The 14,313-nt window shown below is 62.6% G+C and carries 21 protein-coding genes and 1 pseudogene; 16 read left to right on the top strand and 6 right to left on the bottom strand.

All coding sequences use genetic code 11. The features are described 5' to 3' along the window. Positions 1 to 60: 60 nt before the first annotated feature. The 6 genes from B5V03_RS24005 (at position 61) to B5V03_RS23980 (ending at position 4,455) form a co-directional block, all read left to right on the top strand. Positions 61 to 705, top strand: coding sequence for an HD domain-containing protein (locus B5V03_RS24005; protein ID WP_129272881.1), 645 nt, complete (start codon positions 61 to 63; stop codon positions 703 to 705). A 132-nt stretch (positions 706 to 837) separates the two neighbouring features. After that, on the top strand, positions 838 to 1,224 hold the full coding sequence (locus tag B5V03_RS24000) for a cupin domain-containing protein (RefSeq protein WP_245502322.1): 387 nt from the start codon (positions 838 to 840) through the stop codon (positions 1,222 to 1,224). 93 nt (positions 1,225 to 1,317) lie between these two features. Continuing rightward, positions 1,318 to 2,292: a GlxA family transcriptional regulator gene (locus B5V03_RS23995; protein WP_129272857.1), complete on the top strand. Its 975-nt coding sequence runs from the start codon at positions 1,318 to 1,320 to the stop codon at positions 2,290 to 2,292. A gap of 178 nt (positions 2,293 to 2,470) precedes the next feature. After that, positions 2,471 to 3,112, top strand: coding sequence for an HD domain-containing protein (locus B5V03_RS23990; protein ID WP_129272856.1), 642 nt, complete (start codon positions 2,471 to 2,473; stop codon positions 3,110 to 3,112). Positions 3,113 to 3,238: 126 nt separating this feature from the next. Next, positions 3,239 to 3,889, top strand: a complete 651-nt coding sequence (locus B5V03_RS23985) for a nitroreductase (protein WP_245502318.1) — start codon at positions 3,239 to 3,241, stop codon at positions 3,887 to 3,889. A 23-nt stretch (positions 3,890 to 3,912) separates the two neighbouring features. After that, entirely contained in the window at positions 3,913 to 4,455 is a 543-nt protein-coding gene (locus B5V03_RS23980; RefSeq protein ID WP_129272855.1) for a DUF4863 family protein, read from the top strand. A gap of 34 nt (positions 4,456 to 4,489) precedes the next feature. Here B5V03_RS23980 and B5V03_RS23975 read toward each other — a convergent pair whose 3' ends face one another. Continuing rightward, positions 4,490 to 4,699, bottom strand: a complete 210-nt coding sequence (locus tag B5V03_RS23975; RefSeq protein ID WP_129272854.1) for a hypothetical protein — start codon at positions 4,697 to 4,699, stop codon at positions 4,490 to 4,492. A gap of 636 nt (positions 4,700 to 5,335) precedes the next feature. On the opposite strand from B5V03_RS23975, the gene B5V03_RS23970 reads away from it, so the two are divergent. Then, positions 5,336 to 5,557: a hypothetical protein gene (locus B5V03_RS23970; RefSeq protein WP_129272853.1), complete on the top strand. Its 222-nt coding sequence runs from the start codon at positions 5,336 to 5,338 to the stop codon at positions 5,555 to 5,557. 11 nt (positions 5,558 to 5,568) lie between these two features. Here the strand turns inward: B5V03_RS23970 and B5V03_RS41625 are convergent. Further along, positions 5,569 to 5,761, bottom strand: a pseudogene (locus B5V03_RS41625) (hypothetical protein). A gap of 220 nt (positions 5,762 to 5,981) precedes the next feature. Between B5V03_RS41625 and B5V03_RS23965 the strand changes: the two are divergent. Further along, entirely contained in the window at positions 5,982 to 6,344 is a 363-nt protein-coding gene (locus B5V03_RS23965) for a PRC-barrel domain-containing protein (protein ID WP_129272878.1), read from the top strand. 75 nt (positions 6,345 to 6,419) lie between these two features. Continuing rightward, complete coding sequence (locus tag B5V03_RS23960) at positions 6,420 to 6,797, top strand: response regulator (RefSeq protein ID WP_129272852.1); 378 nt, start codon at positions 6,420 to 6,422, stop codon at positions 6,795 to 6,797. Positions 6,798 to 6,864: 67 nt separating this feature from the next. Here the strand turns inward: B5V03_RS23960 and B5V03_RS23955 are convergent, their stop codons facing one another. Together B5V03_RS23955 and B5V03_RS23950 are read right to left on the bottom strand one after the other, a co-directional pair. Beyond that, complete coding sequence (locus B5V03_RS23955; protein WP_129272851.1) at positions 6,865 to 7,110, bottom strand: hypothetical protein; 246 nt, start codon at positions 7,108 to 7,110, stop codon at positions 6,865 to 6,867. A 169-nt stretch (positions 7,111 to 7,279) separates the two neighbouring features. Continuing rightward, complete coding sequence (locus tag B5V03_RS23950) at positions 7,280 to 7,471, bottom strand: hypothetical protein (RefSeq protein ID WP_129272850.1); 192 nt, start codon at positions 7,469 to 7,471, stop codon at positions 7,280 to 7,282. Positions 7,472 to 7,970: 499 nt separating this feature from the next. Between B5V03_RS23950 and B5V03_RS41620 the strand changes: the two genes are divergently transcribed. Next, positions 7,971 to 8,138, top strand: a complete 168-nt coding sequence (locus B5V03_RS41620) for a hypothetical protein (protein ID WP_164988240.1) — start codon at positions 7,971 to 7,973, stop codon at positions 8,136 to 8,138. A 1,295-nt stretch (positions 8,139 to 9,433) separates the two neighbouring features. Here the strand turns inward: B5V03_RS41620 and B5V03_RS23940 are convergent. Beyond that, on the bottom strand, positions 9,434 to 9,850 hold the full coding sequence (locus B5V03_RS23940; protein WP_245502317.1) for a hypothetical protein: 417 nt from the start codon (positions 9,848 to 9,850) through the stop codon (positions 9,434 to 9,436). A 292-nt stretch (positions 9,851 to 10,142) separates the two neighbouring features. Between B5V03_RS23940 and B5V03_RS23935 the strand changes: the two genes are divergently transcribed. The 6 genes from B5V03_RS23935 (at position 10,143) to B5V03_RS23910 (ending at position 13,195) form a co-directional block, all read left to right on the top strand. Then, positions 10,143 to 10,343, top strand: coding sequence for a hypothetical protein (locus B5V03_RS23935; RefSeq protein ID WP_129272848.1), 201 nt, complete (start codon positions 10,143 to 10,145; stop codon positions 10,341 to 10,343). Positions 10,344 to 10,355: 12 nt separating this feature from the next. Then, a complete protein-coding gene (locus B5V03_RS23930; RefSeq protein ID WP_129272847.1) occupies positions 10,356 to 10,751 on the top strand; it encodes a hypothetical protein in 396 nt (131 codons plus the stop codon). A 94-nt stretch (positions 10,752 to 10,845) separates the two neighbouring features. Continuing rightward, positions 10,846 to 11,055: a hypothetical protein gene (locus tag B5V03_RS23925; protein WP_129272846.1), complete on the top strand. Its 210-nt coding sequence runs from the start codon at positions 10,846 to 10,848 to the stop codon at positions 11,053 to 11,055. Positions 11,056 to 11,187: 132 nt separating this feature from the next. Continuing rightward, a complete protein-coding gene (locus B5V03_RS23920; protein WP_129272845.1) occupies positions 11,188 to 12,228 on the top strand; it encodes a glycosyltransferase family 4 protein in 1,041 nt (346 codons plus the stop codon). Positions 12,229 to 12,331: 103 nt separating this feature from the next. Further along, on the top strand, positions 12,332 to 12,553 hold the full coding sequence (locus B5V03_RS23915) for a hypothetical protein (protein ID WP_129272844.1): 222 nt from the start codon (positions 12,332 to 12,334) through the stop codon (positions 12,551 to 12,553). Positions 12,554 to 12,679: 126 nt separating this feature from the next. Next, positions 12,680 to 13,195 carry a PRC-barrel domain-containing protein gene (locus B5V03_RS23910; protein WP_129272843.1) on the top strand — a complete coding sequence of 172 codons (516 nt, stop codon included), beginning with the start codon at positions 12,680 to 12,682 and terminating at the stop codon, positions 13,193 to 13,195. Between the two features lie 261 nt (positions 13,196 to 13,456). Here B5V03_RS23910 and B5V03_RS23905 read toward each other — a convergent pair whose 3' ends face one another. Further along, positions 13,457 to 13,684 carry a hypothetical protein gene (locus tag B5V03_RS23905; protein WP_018643639.1) on the bottom strand — a complete coding sequence of 76 codons (228 nt, stop codon included), beginning with the start codon at positions 13,682 to 13,684 and terminating at the stop codon, positions 13,457 to 13,459. Positions 13,685 to 14,313: the final 629 nt, after the last annotated feature.

The raw sequence follows: 14,313 nt of genomic DNA, 5'->3' as shown, positions 1-14,313 counted from the left end.
TGCGCTCACGCGTCCGGATGCGCAAGCCAAGCCCATCGATTTTTGTTGAAAGGACAAAAAATGACACCCCGAACTCCCGCCCCGGCCCTCGTCACTCCCGATTCCTTGCTGGCGAAAGAGGCGACAGACGTCCTGCGCGAGCATTCCACCGATCTGCTCTTCAATCACTCGATCCGCGTGTACCTGTTTGCGGCGGAGCAGGGTCGTCAGAAAAAGCTGCGCTTCGACTCTGAGCTTCTCTACGTGGCCGCCGCGTTCCACGATCTCGGTCTCGTCAAGAATTTCTCCAGCCCGGACGAACGCTTCGAGGTCGATGGCGCGAACGCCGCCCGACAGTTTCTGAGCGCCCACAACATTGCCGAAGACCAGGTGCAGAGGGTCTGGGAGGCGATCGCGCTGCACACGACCCCCGGCATTCCGAAGTACATGGGTCCCGAGGTCGCGCTCCTCAATTCAGGTGTTCTGCTCGATGTCGTCGGGGTAGGCTTCGACCAGTTTCCCGCGGAGCTTCGCGAGGAGATCGTCGCCAAATATCCCCGCACGAATTTCAAGGAAGGCTTCGTTCGGGAGTATTTCGCCGGCTTTGCGCATAAGCCGGCGAGTACGTACGGCACCGTCAACGCCGCGGTCTGCGAACGCTTCATGCCCGAGTTCAAGAGCCCCAACGCCTGCGACTTGATCGCCTGCTCTCCCTGGGCTCATTAGAAGAGGAGGTGCGAGATGTCGATCAGTGCTTTCACCAATCTGATAACTGCGCTGTCAAACCGTTCAAGAATCGTAGCCAAACAACGAGTAGGGTTCGTGCGAATGGCCTTGTTCTCGCTGGTAGCAACAGTCATGGCTCTGGGAGCTTCGCCCGCGATCGCACAGGAGCGGGAGCAAGTTAAGCTCGTCTTCGAGCACGCACTGCCGAACGTTGAAGGAAAGAGAATGGACGCTGTCCTGGTGAGTTATCCTCCCGGGAGCAAATCGCTGCCTCATCGCCACGCAGCGTCGGCATTTATCTATGCCTATGTCCTGTCCGGGGCCATCCGCAGCCAGGTCGGCAATGACCCTACGCAGGTCTATCACGCAGGCGAGGGCTTTTACGAAACGCCAGGTGCTCATCACAGGATCAGCGAGAACGCGAGCGACACCGAGCCAGCCAGCTTGCTCGCGGTCTTCGTGGTCGATTCCAAGGACGGTGCATTGACGATCCCCGATAAGGACGCAACACCGAAATAGCGGCGCGACCGGTTCGCCTGCCATTCACCGCCCGGCCTTTGCACTGTGTGAACGACATGCATAATAAGGCGCCTGACTGGAGAGGCAGCAAAGGTGCCGGTACAAGCTGTCGCGATCGTCGTCTACGAGGGGGTCCAGGCCTTGGACGTGGCCGGGCCGATGGACGTGTTCAGCGAGGCGAACACATTTCTCGACAGTGCCGACCGGTATGAACCCGTACTCGTTGCTGCTCACCACAATCCGCTGCGCGCCTCGAACGGCATACGGCTTATTGCCGATCTAACGCTTGAGGAGGCGACGGGTGGGTTCGACATTGTTCTGGTGGCCGGCACGCCCACCCCACCTGAAACGGAGCCCGACCCGCACTTGCTTCAGTGGGTCAAGGAGCTGCCGTGGCGGTCGAGCCTCTATGGATCGATCTGCACCGGGGCTTTTGTCCTTGGCTATGCCGGTCTGCTGGACGATCGGCGTGTCACGACCCATTGGCAGGATGCGCAGGCGCTGGCGGCCAGGTTCCCGAGAGCAAAAGTCGAACCGGATTTGATCTATGTCCGCGATGGGCGGCTGATCACCGCGGCGGGTGTGACTGCGGGAATAGATCTCGGTTTGGCCCTAGTCGGGCAGCGCCACGGCGCGGAAACGGCGCTCAAAGTGGCCAAGCGGCTGGTCGTAGTCGCCCAGCGCCAAGGCGGACAGTCTCAGTTTAGCCCCTATCTCACGGCGCCTGCCGATCCGGAATCGCCTATCGCCCGTATCCAGGACCATGTGATGGCGAACGTCGGGGATCGCCACTCGCTTGAGTCCCTTGCCGCTGTTGTCGGGATGAGCGCCCGAAATCTGGCCCGGCATTTCGTGCAGGCGACCGGGATCACGCCGCACGAATTCATCGAGCGCGCCCGCATCGATGCGGCGCGCATGATGCTGGAGGGAAGCGACCGGCCGCTGAAGGCAGTTGCATTCGACTGCGGGTTCGGCTCGGCGGATCGGATGAGGATCGTGTTCACCGCCCGTCTTGGCGTCAGCCCCATCCAATATCGCGCGAGCTTCCGGCGGGCGACACCGGAATAGACCGCGCGCTCCCCGCCAAGGCAACGCTCGCGATCCTGCTTTCCCCACAAAAGCCTCATGTCAGGAAAAGACGTGCGGCTGTCCTGATCCGCGGGATGCCCTTCCTTGTGCGGAGCGGTGCCCCGTTGGCAAATAGGTACAAGCAACCAGCCCGCTACGCAAAAAAGGAGAGCGCTCCATGTCCGAGATCATCGCCGGCATCCGCCTGCCCGACAGTGCCATCGCCCGCGCCGCCACGCAGCTCGTGCGCGATACCGAAGACGACCTACTCTACAACCACAGTCGCCGCGTCTTTCTTTGGGGCGCGCTCACCGCCGAGCGCCACGGCCTGAAGTACGAACCGGAGCTTCTTTACCTCGGCGCGATGTTCCACGACATGGGCCTCACGGAGAAGTATTCCAGTCCCGACCTGCGCTTCGAGGTCGACGGTGCCAATGCCGCTCGTGATTTCATGAAAAGCTACGGCCTGCCCGAGCGTGAGATCGAGGACGTCTGGACCGCCATCGCGCTCCACACCACGCCAGGTATTCCCGAGCATATGCGACCCACCATCGCGCTGGTGACCGCGGGCGTCGAAATGGATGTGCTCGGGATCGCCTATCACGACTTCACGCATGAACAGCGTGACCATGTCTGCGTCCATCATCCGCGCGAAACGAACTTCAAGGAGAACATCATAGATCATTTCGCCAAAGGCATCGTCAAGAAGCCGTTGACCACGTTCGGGAACGTCAAGGCCGACGTCCTTGCGCTGAAGGACATGACCTATGTCCGCCAGAACTTCTGTTCGATCATCCTCGGTTCGGCCTGGCCGAACTGACCTTCGTTGCTTCGAGCGGAGCAAATCGAGATGAGCGCCAGTCGAGCCAGGATGTGCGGACCTGAAGAAGCCGTGATCGGACCGAGCGAGGAGTGCGTCGCTGCGCAGAGCCCGGTCGACGAGATCATGACCCGCCGGTTCGCGTGCCGTGACTTTTGCGATGCTCCGGTCCCGCGACGGACGATCGAGCAGATCCTCCACGTCGCGCGCTTCGCGCCAAGCGGTGCGAACATTCAGCCCTGGCATGTCTACGTGCTGGGTGGCGCCGCCAAGGCCCGCGTCTCGGCGGCGCTGCTGGACGCGCACGAAACGTGCCGCGACGAGCACGTCTCGGAGTACAAATATTACGCCAGCGAATTACCTGATCGGTACCTCAAGCGGCGGCAGGAGTTTGGGCGGCTGTTCTACGGGTCGCTCGGGATCCACCAGGCCGATGCCGAGGCAAGAAGCAGGCAGACCGTGAAGAATTACACGTTCTTCGGAGCGCCCGTGGGACTGATAGTGACGATCGATCGTCGGCTGGAAGCCGGAAGCTGGCTCGACCTTGGCATGTTCGTGCAGAACGTGATGCTGGCGGCAGCGGGGCGCGGACTTCAGTCGTGTCCGCAGGAGACGTTTTCGAAATATCACCGGATATTGCGCCCCCTGCTCTCGATTCCGGAGGAGCAGATGGTGGTATGCGGCATCTCGGTCGGGAAGCCTGCAGGTCAGGCGCAGCGATTGATGCCCCGGGCGAATGTAGATGAGTTCGCGACGTTCTTGGGATTGGACGCGTAAGAGACATTCAGGAGTAGATCGCCATGACGAGTCGAGAAGAACTGATCCAGCGCAGCATTTCTTTTCTCCGCGAAGTGAAGGATATGACGCCCGGAGCCGATATGGAGCGTTGGCTCAACGAGACGTACGGCGAAAGGAGCGCCCTCTATCAGGATCTGTGCCGCCTGATCAAGATCGGGGTCGAGGAGGGCTGGGCGGCGAACCAGGAGGTGGACGGCCCGAACTACCGGCGCAGCCGCATCCTCGAGCCGAGTGCCGAAACGTTCCAGTTCAGCCTCACGGCGGTTTACATGAACAGCGCTGCTCCACGCCGGTTCAAGGACGAGGACGACCACGACGTGCTGCGCGGGCAGTATCATGGTCATCCCTATGGGGAGATCAACCTTGTGGTACCCTTGAACGCGGGCGCGGAGTTGAAGGGATTGCAGGGCTGGCAGGGACCCGGCTGGACGGCGCCCGATCCGGGCAGCAGGCACTATCCGGAGGTCAGGGGCGGTGCGGTGATCGCGCTGTTCTATCTCCCGGCCGGACGCATCTCGTACGATTTCAAGGCTCCCGCCGATTAGGTGCGAACATCGCGAACCAAGGCTGGTTGCGCCGTCAGGCCTCGCCAGGTCCGGAGAAGATCGGCGCCGGCGGTGTCGTGCGCGGCAGCGGAAGCGGGCGCTCGACCAAGTGCGCGGGGCGCGAGCCTCCTTTGGCATCGTACCGTTTGGCGAGATCCAGCAACCGACGGCGGGTGAACGGATCGGCCTTCTCGGCAATGATCCGGACCCGCTGCGCGAGACCCAGGTAGAACTCGTGCTCCATGACGCACCCCACAACATCACTGCTCAGAGTTGAGTAGCCCCGGCTATCGGAGTCAAGAAGCACCAGGCGCGCGCATGCATTTTTCCGAGTCGCTATTGAGATCGCGATGTCGGCGGACGTAGGCTGGCCAGCGCAGGGGAAATCGGATGGCAGTGTCCTATCCGGAAGGCGTGCCCGGCGTGCGGCAGGCCGATGAAGGCTGTTTCCGGCGAAACTCCGGAGGGGCTGCGGTGCACCAGTTGCGACGACGACCCGATCGCCCGCAAGTGGGCCGACGGCCCGCTGCGGCCGACCAGAGCAGTAGGTTGCCGCTGGCGCGCCCGCCTCCGCCTTTCGGCGTAGTAGGAACACCGCGGCGCAGGCTGCTCACCGATTGGGTCACGCGCGCCTGACATCGTTCCGGCGTAGACTTGCTCAGCGGTCGAGGCAGCCCGACTGACCTGTTTTCAGTCGAAGGCGCCGAGCGAACGGAACGATAACGCGACGACATCTTTGACTCGTTGGACCCATCGCCCGCCGTTTGAGTACGGCGCCTGTAGCGGATAGCCAAAGGCTCAAAGGCCCGCTGTTCAAAAACACGCGCTCGCGCGGATAGCCAAAGGCGGTGGTCCCGTTCCGAGCGGTGAAAGAATCAGCTTGAAGAAGCCGTCAAAAACGCGCGAAGAGCTCGAGGCCGCGATCAGGCTGGAGATGGAAGACATCAGTGAGTTGCCGACGGATTTAGCCATCTCGGTCATGCCCTGCGAGGACACCTGGAAGGTCGCGATCATAACGGACGGCCTACAAGACCCGGAGCGCTCCACGATGATCGAAGCGATCGCTGACAGGCTGCGCAGCCAGTTCGACTTGAAGAGCTGAACCCGACGGCTTCATAGCGCGCTCAGGTCGTCCGGCACCTCGCCGAATTTCCTGATCAGCGCGTGTTCGAAGTCGCCGGTGGCCCCGCTGCGGCTGAAGGCAAGCGCGCCGACGTGCCCCGGCTTGCGCGAGAAGGCTTCAGCCTTCATCACGGCTACGGCCGCGTTCGGGTGCGATGCCGTCGTCATAAGGGACGAACAGCAAAGCGGACGTCGTCGGTCGAGCAGGGCCCAGTCCCCCGCCGCCATTCCGGTGTTCGCAGGAACCTTGGACCTGCTGCCGCCCTACGGGGCAGCGCGGGCCGCGTCGTGCGGGACGGCGCCCATCGATGACGATGGCGAGAAGCAACGTCACCGAGGCGTCAGTCAGGAACGGAGCCATCGTCGTCCGGTTGTCTCCGGAAGACAACATCCGGGAGGTCAACATGGCCATGGAAGATCGCGAGACCTTCAGCCTTATCGGGAGCGACAAGGTCGAGGGCACGAACGTGTACGGGGCCGACGGAGAAAAGGTCGGCTACATCGAGCGCGTCATGATCAACAAGGTCGGCGGCAAGGTGTCGTACGCGGTGCTCAGCTTCGGCGGCCTGCTCGGCATCGGCGATGATCATTATCCGCTGCCCTGGCAGGCGCTGAAATACGACACCAACCTCGGCGGTTATGTCACCGGCATCACCCAGGACCAGCTCCGCGGCGCTCCCAAATACGCCGACGAGAGCAGTTGGAACTGGAGCGACCCGGCGACCACACGCTCCGTGAACGCCTACTACGGTGTGCCGGTGGCTTGAGGCCGCACGGCACCCGCGGGCCGACGCGCCCGCCGCACGCGAGACGACCGCATCGGTCGCCGAGGAGACTTGAAAATGGGCAATGTCGTTCGTGTTCTCGTGGTGGAGGATGAAGCTCTAATCTGCACCTTCATCGAGGACGCCTTGTCGGACGGCGGCTTCGAGGCCTGCTCGGTCCATTCGGGAGAGGCGGCGATGTCCACCTTTTGGGACGGCCGGAAGCAGTGTCGGGCGCTGGTAACGGACGTCAACCTGGGTGCTGGCATCAGCGGATGGGAGCTGGCGCGGCAGATCAGGAAAATCACGCCTGGCTTTCCCGTGGTCTACATGACGAGCGCCAGCGCGCCAGACTGGAAATCGCAAGGCGTCGACGGCAGCCTCCTGATCGAGAAGCCCTTTGCGCCGGCGCAATTGGCTGCCGTCGTCTCGCAACTACTGGATACCCGAGCCTAGCCGGGTCGAACCGGGATCGTTGTGAGACTCCGATCCTTCGATCAAGCCCGCAATGGTGGGCGGCGGATCAGCGGATCGTCGAGCGCGCCGGCGATGCCTTGGCCTTGCATGCGGCCGCAGCGCGAGCCTCCGCTACCGCCATCCAGTCCCGCAGCAGGCCTTTGTCCTCCTTCGAAAAAGACGCGCGCCGCTTGAGATCCTCCAGCGTCTCGCCGGGATGGCATCGCTCGAAATCCTCGCGGATCAGGGACTCGAGGTAGGTCCGGTCCCAAGCGCTGCCTGAATCGAGATGCTGCCGTGAATCGGTCCCCATGATTGTCTCTCGGCGCATGCAGTCGAAGGCGCCCGGATGCGGCACAACGGCAAGAGCGATTGTTTGGTTCACGAAGGGGGCTGCCCGTGTCGACGATGACGGACGGCGTCAAGGCCGCCGTCGGGCCAAGTGAGAGGCGCGCTCCAGCCGCCAAGGACGAGGAGGTCCCTCAGGCCTCGCCAGACACGGGTATGGCCATGGCCGGCGGGACGATGCGCAGCGGCGGCAACGGACGCTCGGCGGACCGGGACAGCGGAGAGGTCTTGCCGCCCTTGGCTTCGTATCGTTCCGCCAGCACCAGCAATCGCCGCCTGATGAAGGGGTCGGCCCTTCCGGCCAGCTCGCGCACGCGATGGGCCATCGCCCAGTAGAATTCCAGCCAACGCTACCGACGGATGAAGTTGATGACATCGGCGGCGGCAGCGTCAAGCGGCATCGTTCGCTGCGACGCGCTCCCCGATTTCCCTTGAGCGAGCGCTCGTTGCGGCATTAAGTTGGTCGGGCGGGGAAATCCAGATGTCCGTGTTGCACCTGATCCGGAAGCGGTGTCCGAACTGCGGGAGCGCAATGAAGCTTGTCTCCGAGTCGACGGGCCGGAGCCGCGAGCGATACGTCTGCCCCGCCTGCGAGGAGGATCCGTTGCACGACCCCGCCGCCCAAAAATGGGCGGACAGCCCGCTGCGCCCGCCGGCCAAGTAGCCTCCGAAGAATCCGGTCATGGCGCCGAGGCCGGTTGTCCATCCATCTTCCATTCAGGGTTTGTGGCGTAGGCTATCCGTTGCCGGTGACAGGACTGGCGGATCGTCGGCGGCGCACCAACGTCTTTGAAGGATGCCGCTGCAGAATACGGGGAGGGTGCGATGTCGACCGTCGCGAAGTTGCTTGCGCGGAAGGAACGGCTCCTGGCGCAACTGGAGAGCGATCCAGGGTCGAACGAGCGCGAGGAAATCGAAAGGCAGCTTGCGCAGATCGAGACCGCACTGAGCTTGCTCGGACCAGGAGATGCCGCCGGTCGGAGTGACGAGTGAATCGAGTTTTGCCGCTGGTCAGAGTGCGCTGAGATCGTCCGGCACGTCGCAGAACTTCCGGATCAGCTTGGCGTCGCTGAAGTCCCCGCTGGATGGATCCCCGGTCCGCAAAGAGAACATGCGGCATACCGGCTGCGTCCGACACTGCTGCGCCCCTCGAGGGCGACCTCGATCTTGCCGCCGACCAGGCCATCGCGGCCTGCGGCGGAGACGCCCGGACGAAGGTGTCGAGAGGCTACGCCCGGGGACGGCTCCCAGGGGCGCGCGAACGCAACGATGAGGCAGATGTCTGAAGTGACCTACTATGTCGCTCTGCCGTTCGTTTCTCCGACGACGGCATGGCCGCCGGCGAGGCGGCGGAATGCCTGAGCGCCAACTCGCCGGTGCGTGGAGTTTATAGGACGCCGGCCCTAATGGATCAAAACGAGATACAGAAGAGCGGCCGCCAGCAGAACTCCGAAGACCATATTGGCGTTGAGGTGCACGTCCTAGCTCCTCGGCCCGTGGCGGCCCCAGCATCGGGCCGGGGGGCTTGATGATGCTGGGGCCTCCGGACAGGCTCTTGCCCTCTGAAGAGAGGCAGTCACCGCAGACACAAATCAATCACGGGCAGGGGGTTCCTACAGAGAAGCACAAAGCGCGAGGAAGAGAGCGACGCGAAGGAAGCCAAGCCATCCCGGACGGATGAAGCGCGGCGCGAGTTTATCAAAAAGTTGCGCGGCCGATTAAACTGAGGCAGCCTCACCGCTCCGCGGAATCTGCAAGTGGCCAATCTCGTCGGTCGGTGCCACGAAAAAAGATCCGGCCGATTCACATTTGTGAAGGCAGGGATTTGTTAACCGGGAAATAATGGCATACCGGGCTGGCAGAGCCATTTCATTTCGGAATTATTTGAAACCCGGAAGCATGAGGGGGGCGTTGTCTCAAAACAGCGGCCCCTACTGCATTTTTGGCTTTAGCCAGCGCCACATGCGGAAGAGAAATCGCCACATTAAGCACCGCCATTTCTCAAATCTCCTCCACCGTGCAGGCCGAGCAGATGCCCGACGAACCGCAGCAGCCGCTGCGGGAGGCAATGGCCGCCCTCCCTGCGGCGCCTCCTTCCGAGATCGAGAAATAAACGCAGACCCAGCATGTCAAGCGACTGACGAGGACGTCGAGAAGAACTCCCAAACGTCGGCTGGCCTTCGAACGGCACGTCCAGGTCTTCGGCGACTGGTGAGCGGAACGCCGGCCCCAATGAAAAGGCCGCGCCTTCGGGTGCGCGACCTTGGTTGCGTTCGGATGGACCGATCTCACCAGTAGTGGTGGCGCCAGCGGTGCCGAACGACCGGGTAGGATCCGCGGTAATAGGCGTAGGCGGGGCGCACGACGCGGCGATAGCGATAGCCGTAGGATACGGGCGCCGTGTAGTAGGTCGTGGTGTAGCCGCCGCCCCAGCGATACGGCTCGTCGTAGCCGTAGCCGTAGGGGCCGCCGTAATAGCCGGCTCGATAGTAGCCAGGGCCGCCGTAGTAGCCATAGCCGGGGCCCCAGCCATACGCGGAGGAAGCAAGCCCGCCGATCACGGCGCCCGCGACCAAGCCGCCGGCGATGCCGGGTCCCCAACCGCCCCAACCTCCTCGCCAGTGGGCTTCGGCAGGAGAGGTCGTGGCCACCGAGGCCAGACCAAGGGCGCCGACCAGCAGCGCCGACATTGCAATCTTCTTCATCGGGAGCTCCTTTCACATTGCGCATGCCCTGCCGATAACGGGAAAAATAGGCAATGGTTGCTGCTGGCCCGGCGGCGAAGGGCAATGGAGCTCGGCGCCGGGGCAGCGTGATTCGACAGCTTCGAGTTCGGACCACAACACGAGGCCGCGCTGGGGTCGGCCCACGCTGCGGCGCAAAAGCTTTCAGGAGCGCACCCCGAACATCTGCCTGATCTCTGCGGGCATTAACAATGTTGATTCCACCGGAATACGTCTTTGCGGTAGGCTATCGCTTCTAGCGTTTGGGGTTCCCATGTTCGATCCGGCCACGACGGCGCTTTTGCGCGCCGTACTCGACGAGGTCTGCGAAGAGGTTTCGCGTTTCGAAACCGGTGCTCGCACCCATGTCGCTTCAAGGATTCTGGAAGCCGCCGCGACGGGCAACATCACGCCGGAGAACCTGAAGCAGATCGGTCGCGAGGCGCTCCATCAAGCCCCGAGCATGGGGCGATAGCGGAGCGTCGGGGTGAATTTCCAGGTCACAGTGCTCAAGATCCTGGTGAGTTATCCCGATGGATTCGCCGTCATGTCGGACCTCAAGCGCGACATGGCGATCCTGACGACGAGCAGACGGGATTGGGCCGAGCGGACCATGCGCTTGGCCGCGCGCGTTCCGGATCTAGACATCTTCTCGCAAGCCTTGGTCGAACGCCTGAACGGCGGATGGCGGATTACGGAGAAGGGCAGGACGGTACTCGATTTCATGGAGGCCAGGTCTTCCGGGCCACAAACCGGACGGGATGGTCCGGTCGAGCAGCTGTCGTCCGAAGAGCGAGCGCCCAAACTTGTCGCCTTCACAAAGGTTGGCCGAAGCCAACGCCGGCGTGCGGCACGTGCGCGGGCGCGTGCCAAAGCATCCTGACTCTCCTCCCTTCGTCTACTCCCGGGAAAAACCGGAAACTTTCCAGAGTGCCTTGAGTTGGCAGCGACTGGGTCGGTCTCCGGAGAGAGTAAGTATGGTCGACGAAGTCGTCTTGAAGAACGCCACGGAGACCGCCTGGACGGTGTACCGGGCGCGGCACCCCGAGGTCGATGAGCACGACACCCGGCGCTGCCTGCTGGAGCGCCACCTCCAAAGCAGGTCGGAAGCGCGAGAGAGCGATACCGAAGAACTCGCTGGCTTCGGGATCGCCTACCTGCAGCGGCTTCCTCGAGACGAATGTTGACGGCCGTGAAAACGCTCGCAGCGCGCGTGGCCCGCGGAAGTACGAGGCCCAATTGGACGCTGCTCGCGATTTCGTCCCTCATTTCTGCGACGATCGTGACGGTCCTGCAGTTCGTGTTCGGGGCCTAGCGCGATGCGGATTGCCCAGCTTGCTCCGTTGGCCGAGAGCGTGCCTCCCAAGCTCTACGGCGGCACCGAGCGTGTGATCGCCTGGCTGGTGGACGAACTGGTCGAATCCGGGCACGACGTCACCCTGTTCGCAAGCGGCGACTCGAAGACGAAGGGAAAGCTCCACGCGGTGTGGCCGCGCGCGTTGCGCCTGGGGCGGAAGGGTGCGGATCCGAACGCCGCCTGCGCGCTTCTGATCGAAGCCATCGCAGAGCGCGCGCGCGACTTCGATGTGATCCACTCTCACGTCGACTGGTTGCCTCTTCCGATGCTGAGCCGGACCGACGTGCCTTTCCTGACGACGATGCACGGCCGGCTCGATCTTCCCGGTCTGCCCCAGGTAATCGGTGCCTTTGCGGACGCTCCATTCGTCTCGATTTCCGCCGACCAGCGTCGGCCGCTTCCGGAGGCGAACTGGATCGCGACGATCCAGCACGGACTGCCTAAGGATATGTTTAGGCCCTCCTACGAACCAGGTTCGTACCTGGCCTTTCTGGGGCGGCTGACGGCGGACAAGGGACCGGAGGACGCCATACGCATCGCACGTGCGGCGCGGATGCCGCTGCGCATGGCCGCCAAGATCCCTCGCGCGGAGACGGCCTACTTCAAGAACAAGCTCGAGCCGAACATCGATGGCCAGAAGGTCCAGCTTGTCGGCGAGGTCGACGACGCGAAGAAGCAGCCTTTCCTCGCCAACGCAGCGGGCCTGCTGTTTCCGATCGATTGGCCTGAGCCGTTCGGTCTGGTGATGATCGAGGCGATGGCGTGCGGGACGCCCGTGATCGCCTATCGCTCAGGCTCGGTGCCGGAAGTCGTGGAGGACGGCGTCACCGGCTTCATCGTCGACGGTGAGGAGCAGGCGATCAGGGCGGTGAAAGAACTGGGCCGGCTGGACAGACGAGTGGTCCGCGCCCGGTTCGAGGAGCGCTTCGCCGCACGCCGGATGGCGAACGAGTACGAAAGCCGATATCGCGAGCTGGTCGCTCGCAGAGGGCGCCAACCGTAAGGGCAAAGCAGTGGGGCGCGAAGGATTCGAGAACGGCACGCCTCGTTCGATCGCTGCCGGAACGGCTGACGGCGCCAACCGTTGACGCCGATCAGGAGGCGCCATGAAAATCATCCTTTCCGCGACAGCAACTTTTATCATTCTCGCGACGCCAGCCCTCGCGGACGACGCATCTCCTTCGCAGCCGATGATCCAGCAGGTCCGCGACTCCTCGACGGAAGTGGCAGAGTGTTCGAAGCAGGTTTGGCCACATTTCTCTGATGCCTGCCTGCGTTCCAAAGGTAAGGGCGTTTCCGTCCGGGTCGTGACCACCGAACGTCGATAAGGAACGGGATCTAGTGGGATCGACTCCTTCTGGCCGCCCCGTGTTCCAAAATCGGGAACAAGTGGCAATTCCAAGCGTTGGCGCCTGCACCTTGACGGGCGCGGCTCACGTTGGAGGAGATAATCGATGAAAAGCATTCTTGCCGTTGCTCTGCTCGGCACTACCGTGATCGGCGGCGCCGCTTTCGCCCAATCCACTCAGCCAGCCGATCGCGCCGCCCCGGCGGCCACGGCCCACCCGGCCGATGCAAAGATGGCGCTGAAGGGCAACTGGCGCGCCTCGAAGCTCATGGGGCTGAACGTCTACAACGAAGCCAACGAGAAGCTCGGCGACATCAACGAACTGCTCGTCGACAAGAGCGGCAAGATCCACGCGGTGGTCATCGGAATCGGCGGCTTCCTCGGCATGGGGGAGCACGACATCGCCGTCTCCATGGACAAGCTGAAGTTCGTTGAAGAGCCGGTCCGGACCAGCTCGAGCGGCACTTCGACCACGTCGCGCGACACCACCACGACCGGGACCGCGTCGACAACCACGACGAACCGCACCACGAACGATTGGGTCCCCGACCACGCCGTCATGAGCGGCAACAAGGAGCAATTGAAGGCGCTTCCGCAGTTCAAATACTCGGACTACAACTAGCGCTACGAGTGCTCTCGGTGAATTGGGGCCCCGACTACGGGGCCCCTTTTTGTGTACGGACTTGCTGCAACGAAAAACGGCCCGCCCAGATGGGCGGGCCGTTCATCCGTACGGGGTTTCCGCTCAGTGCATGTGAACCAGGAAATAGCCGACGCCGCCAACAACCAGGACGGCTGGAACGGCCCACAAAATCAGTACGGGCATTTTCTCCTCCAATTGTTGTCAGAACGCTTCAGACGGCTCTTGCCGCCGTCGCGACTATTACTGCTCGGTGCAGACCTTCGTGGTCTTGACCGCGGACTCCGCCTCGACCTTGGTCTTGTAGACGCCGTCGCCCACGACCGTCGTGGTGGTGGTGGTCGGCTTGGTGTCGACGACGGTGCACTTCTTGGTGGTGGCGTCGCGCACGATGTAGAACTCGGCGGCGCTGGCGGCCTGCGTGCCGAGGGCGAAGGCGGCGAGAGCGCCGCACACGATAAGCTTCTTCATGGTGTCCTCCTCAAAGTGAAAAATGACTCGTAAGTAGTCATTGCCAACTATGCCGAGCGCGCTGTCAACGCATCGTTCGATGGCTTTCAGGACCAGGTAGCGAGACTAGCCGTACCGACCCGTTAAGGTAGAGGGAGGTCGCGGCGGTCTTCCCCGTACTCGCTCCAGAACGCCGCAATGAAATCGCAACGAATTGGCTGAAACAAGCATGAACAAAACGGGGCGGATGTGCCCGTCGCAGCAAGAAATATCAATAGCTTAGAAGATGCTCACTGCGTTCGGGACGCAGAGGACTTGCTTGAACGTTACTAGGCTACCGCCTCAAATAGCAATTTGAGATGGTTGCACGTCCGGGATTTGAACCTACGACGCAAGGTGAGGCCGCCGAACTGGACCATTGCCGCGTCTTAGGTTTGTTCGAACACCACCTTGCGACCAAGCAACTGCTGCTCGTTTAGAGGCGGAAATTATCTGGAGCGAGTGGTGCAATAGGCGCCTACTTCCGGGGCTATTAGTCGAACGAGGTCGTAAGGACGGCGACAACGCGAAGTGGAGAAGACGAGCGAACTGGCCGCCTCGGGAAAAAGCCGGCCGGCATGGAAGTTTCGACGACAATGCCGTCCGCATCG

The organism is Bradyrhizobium betae, from assembly GCF_004123905.1.
In the GTDB taxonomy this organism is placed as follows: domain Bacteria; phylum Pseudomonadota; class Alphaproteobacteria; order Rhizobiales; family Xanthobacteraceae; genus Bradyrhizobium; species Bradyrhizobium betae_A.
The sequence above is the reverse complement of the archived record's forward strand: the minus strand, read 5'-3'. Positions and strand labels throughout refer to the sequence as shown.

Excerpts from the sequence above, each read along its gene's own strand:
- B5V03_RS23905 (WP_018643639.1), bottom strand. The coding sequence starts at position 13,684 with ATGAAGAAGCTTATCGTGTGCGGCGCTCTCGCCGCCTTCGCCCTCGGC.
- B5V03_RS23920 (WP_129272845.1), top strand. The coding sequence starts at position 11,188 with ATGCGGATTGCCCAGCTTGCTCCGTTGGCCGAGAGCGTGCCTCCCAAG.
- B5V03_RS23925 (WP_129272846.1), top strand. The coding sequence starts at position 10,846 with ATGGTCGACGAAGTCGTCTTGAAGAACGCCACGGAGACCGCCTGGACG.
- B5V03_RS23990 (WP_129272856.1), top strand. The coding sequence starts at position 2,471 with ATGTCCGAGATCATCGCCGGCATCCGCCTGCCCGACAGTGCCATCGCC.
- B5V03_RS23950 (WP_129272850.1), bottom strand. The coding sequence starts at position 7,471 with ATGGCCCATCGCGTGCGCGAGCTGGCCGGAAGGGCCGACCCCTTCATC.
- B5V03_RS23910 (WP_129272843.1), top strand. The coding sequence starts at position 12,680 with ATGAAAAGCATTCTTGCCGTTGCTCTGCTCGGCACTACCGTGATCGGC.
- B5V03_RS23980 (WP_129272855.1), top strand. The coding sequence starts at position 3,913 with ATGACGAGTCGAGAAGAACTGATCCAGCGCAGCATTTCTTTTCTCCGC.
- B5V03_RS23975 (WP_129272854.1), bottom strand. The coding sequence starts at position 4,699 with ATGGAGCACGAGTTCTACCTGGGTCTCGCGCAGCGGGTCCGGATCATT.
- B5V03_RS23940 (WP_245502317.1), bottom strand. The coding sequence starts at position 9,850 with ATGAAGAAGATTGCAATGTCGGCGCTGCTGGTCGGCGCCCTTGGTCTG.
- B5V03_RS41620 (WP_164988240.1), top strand. The coding sequence starts at position 7,971 with ATGTCGACCGTCGCGAAGTTGCTTGCGCGGAAGGAACGGCTCCTGGCG.
- B5V03_RS24005 (WP_129272881.1), top strand. The coding sequence starts at position 61 with ATGACACCCCGAACTCCCGCCCCGGCCCTCGTCACTCCCGATTCCTTG.
- B5V03_RS24000 (WP_245502322.1), top strand. The coding sequence starts at position 838 with ATGGCTCTGGGAGCTTCGCCCGCGATCGCACAGGAGCGGGAGCAAGTT.
- B5V03_RS23965 (WP_129272878.1), top strand. The coding sequence starts at position 5,982 with ATGGCCATGGAAGATCGCGAGACCTTCAGCCTTATCGGGAGCGACAAG.
- B5V03_RS23915 (WP_129272844.1), top strand. The coding sequence starts at position 12,332 with ATGAAAATCATCCTTTCCGCGACAGCAACTTTTATCATTCTCGCGACG.
- B5V03_RS23985 (WP_245502318.1), top strand. The coding sequence starts at position 3,239 with ATGACCCGCCGGTTCGCGTGCCGTGACTTTTGCGATGCTCCGGTCCCG.
- B5V03_RS23935 (WP_129272848.1), top strand. The coding sequence starts at position 10,143 with ATGTTCGATCCGGCCACGACGGCGCTTTTGCGCGCCGTACTCGACGAG.
- B5V03_RS23960 (WP_129272852.1), top strand. The coding sequence starts at position 6,420 with ATGGGCAATGTCGTTCGTGTTCTCGTGGTGGAGGATGAAGCTCTAATC.
- B5V03_RS23955 (WP_129272851.1), bottom strand. The coding sequence starts at position 7,110 with ATGGGGACCGATTCACGGCAGCATCTCGATTCAGGCAGCGCTTGGGAC.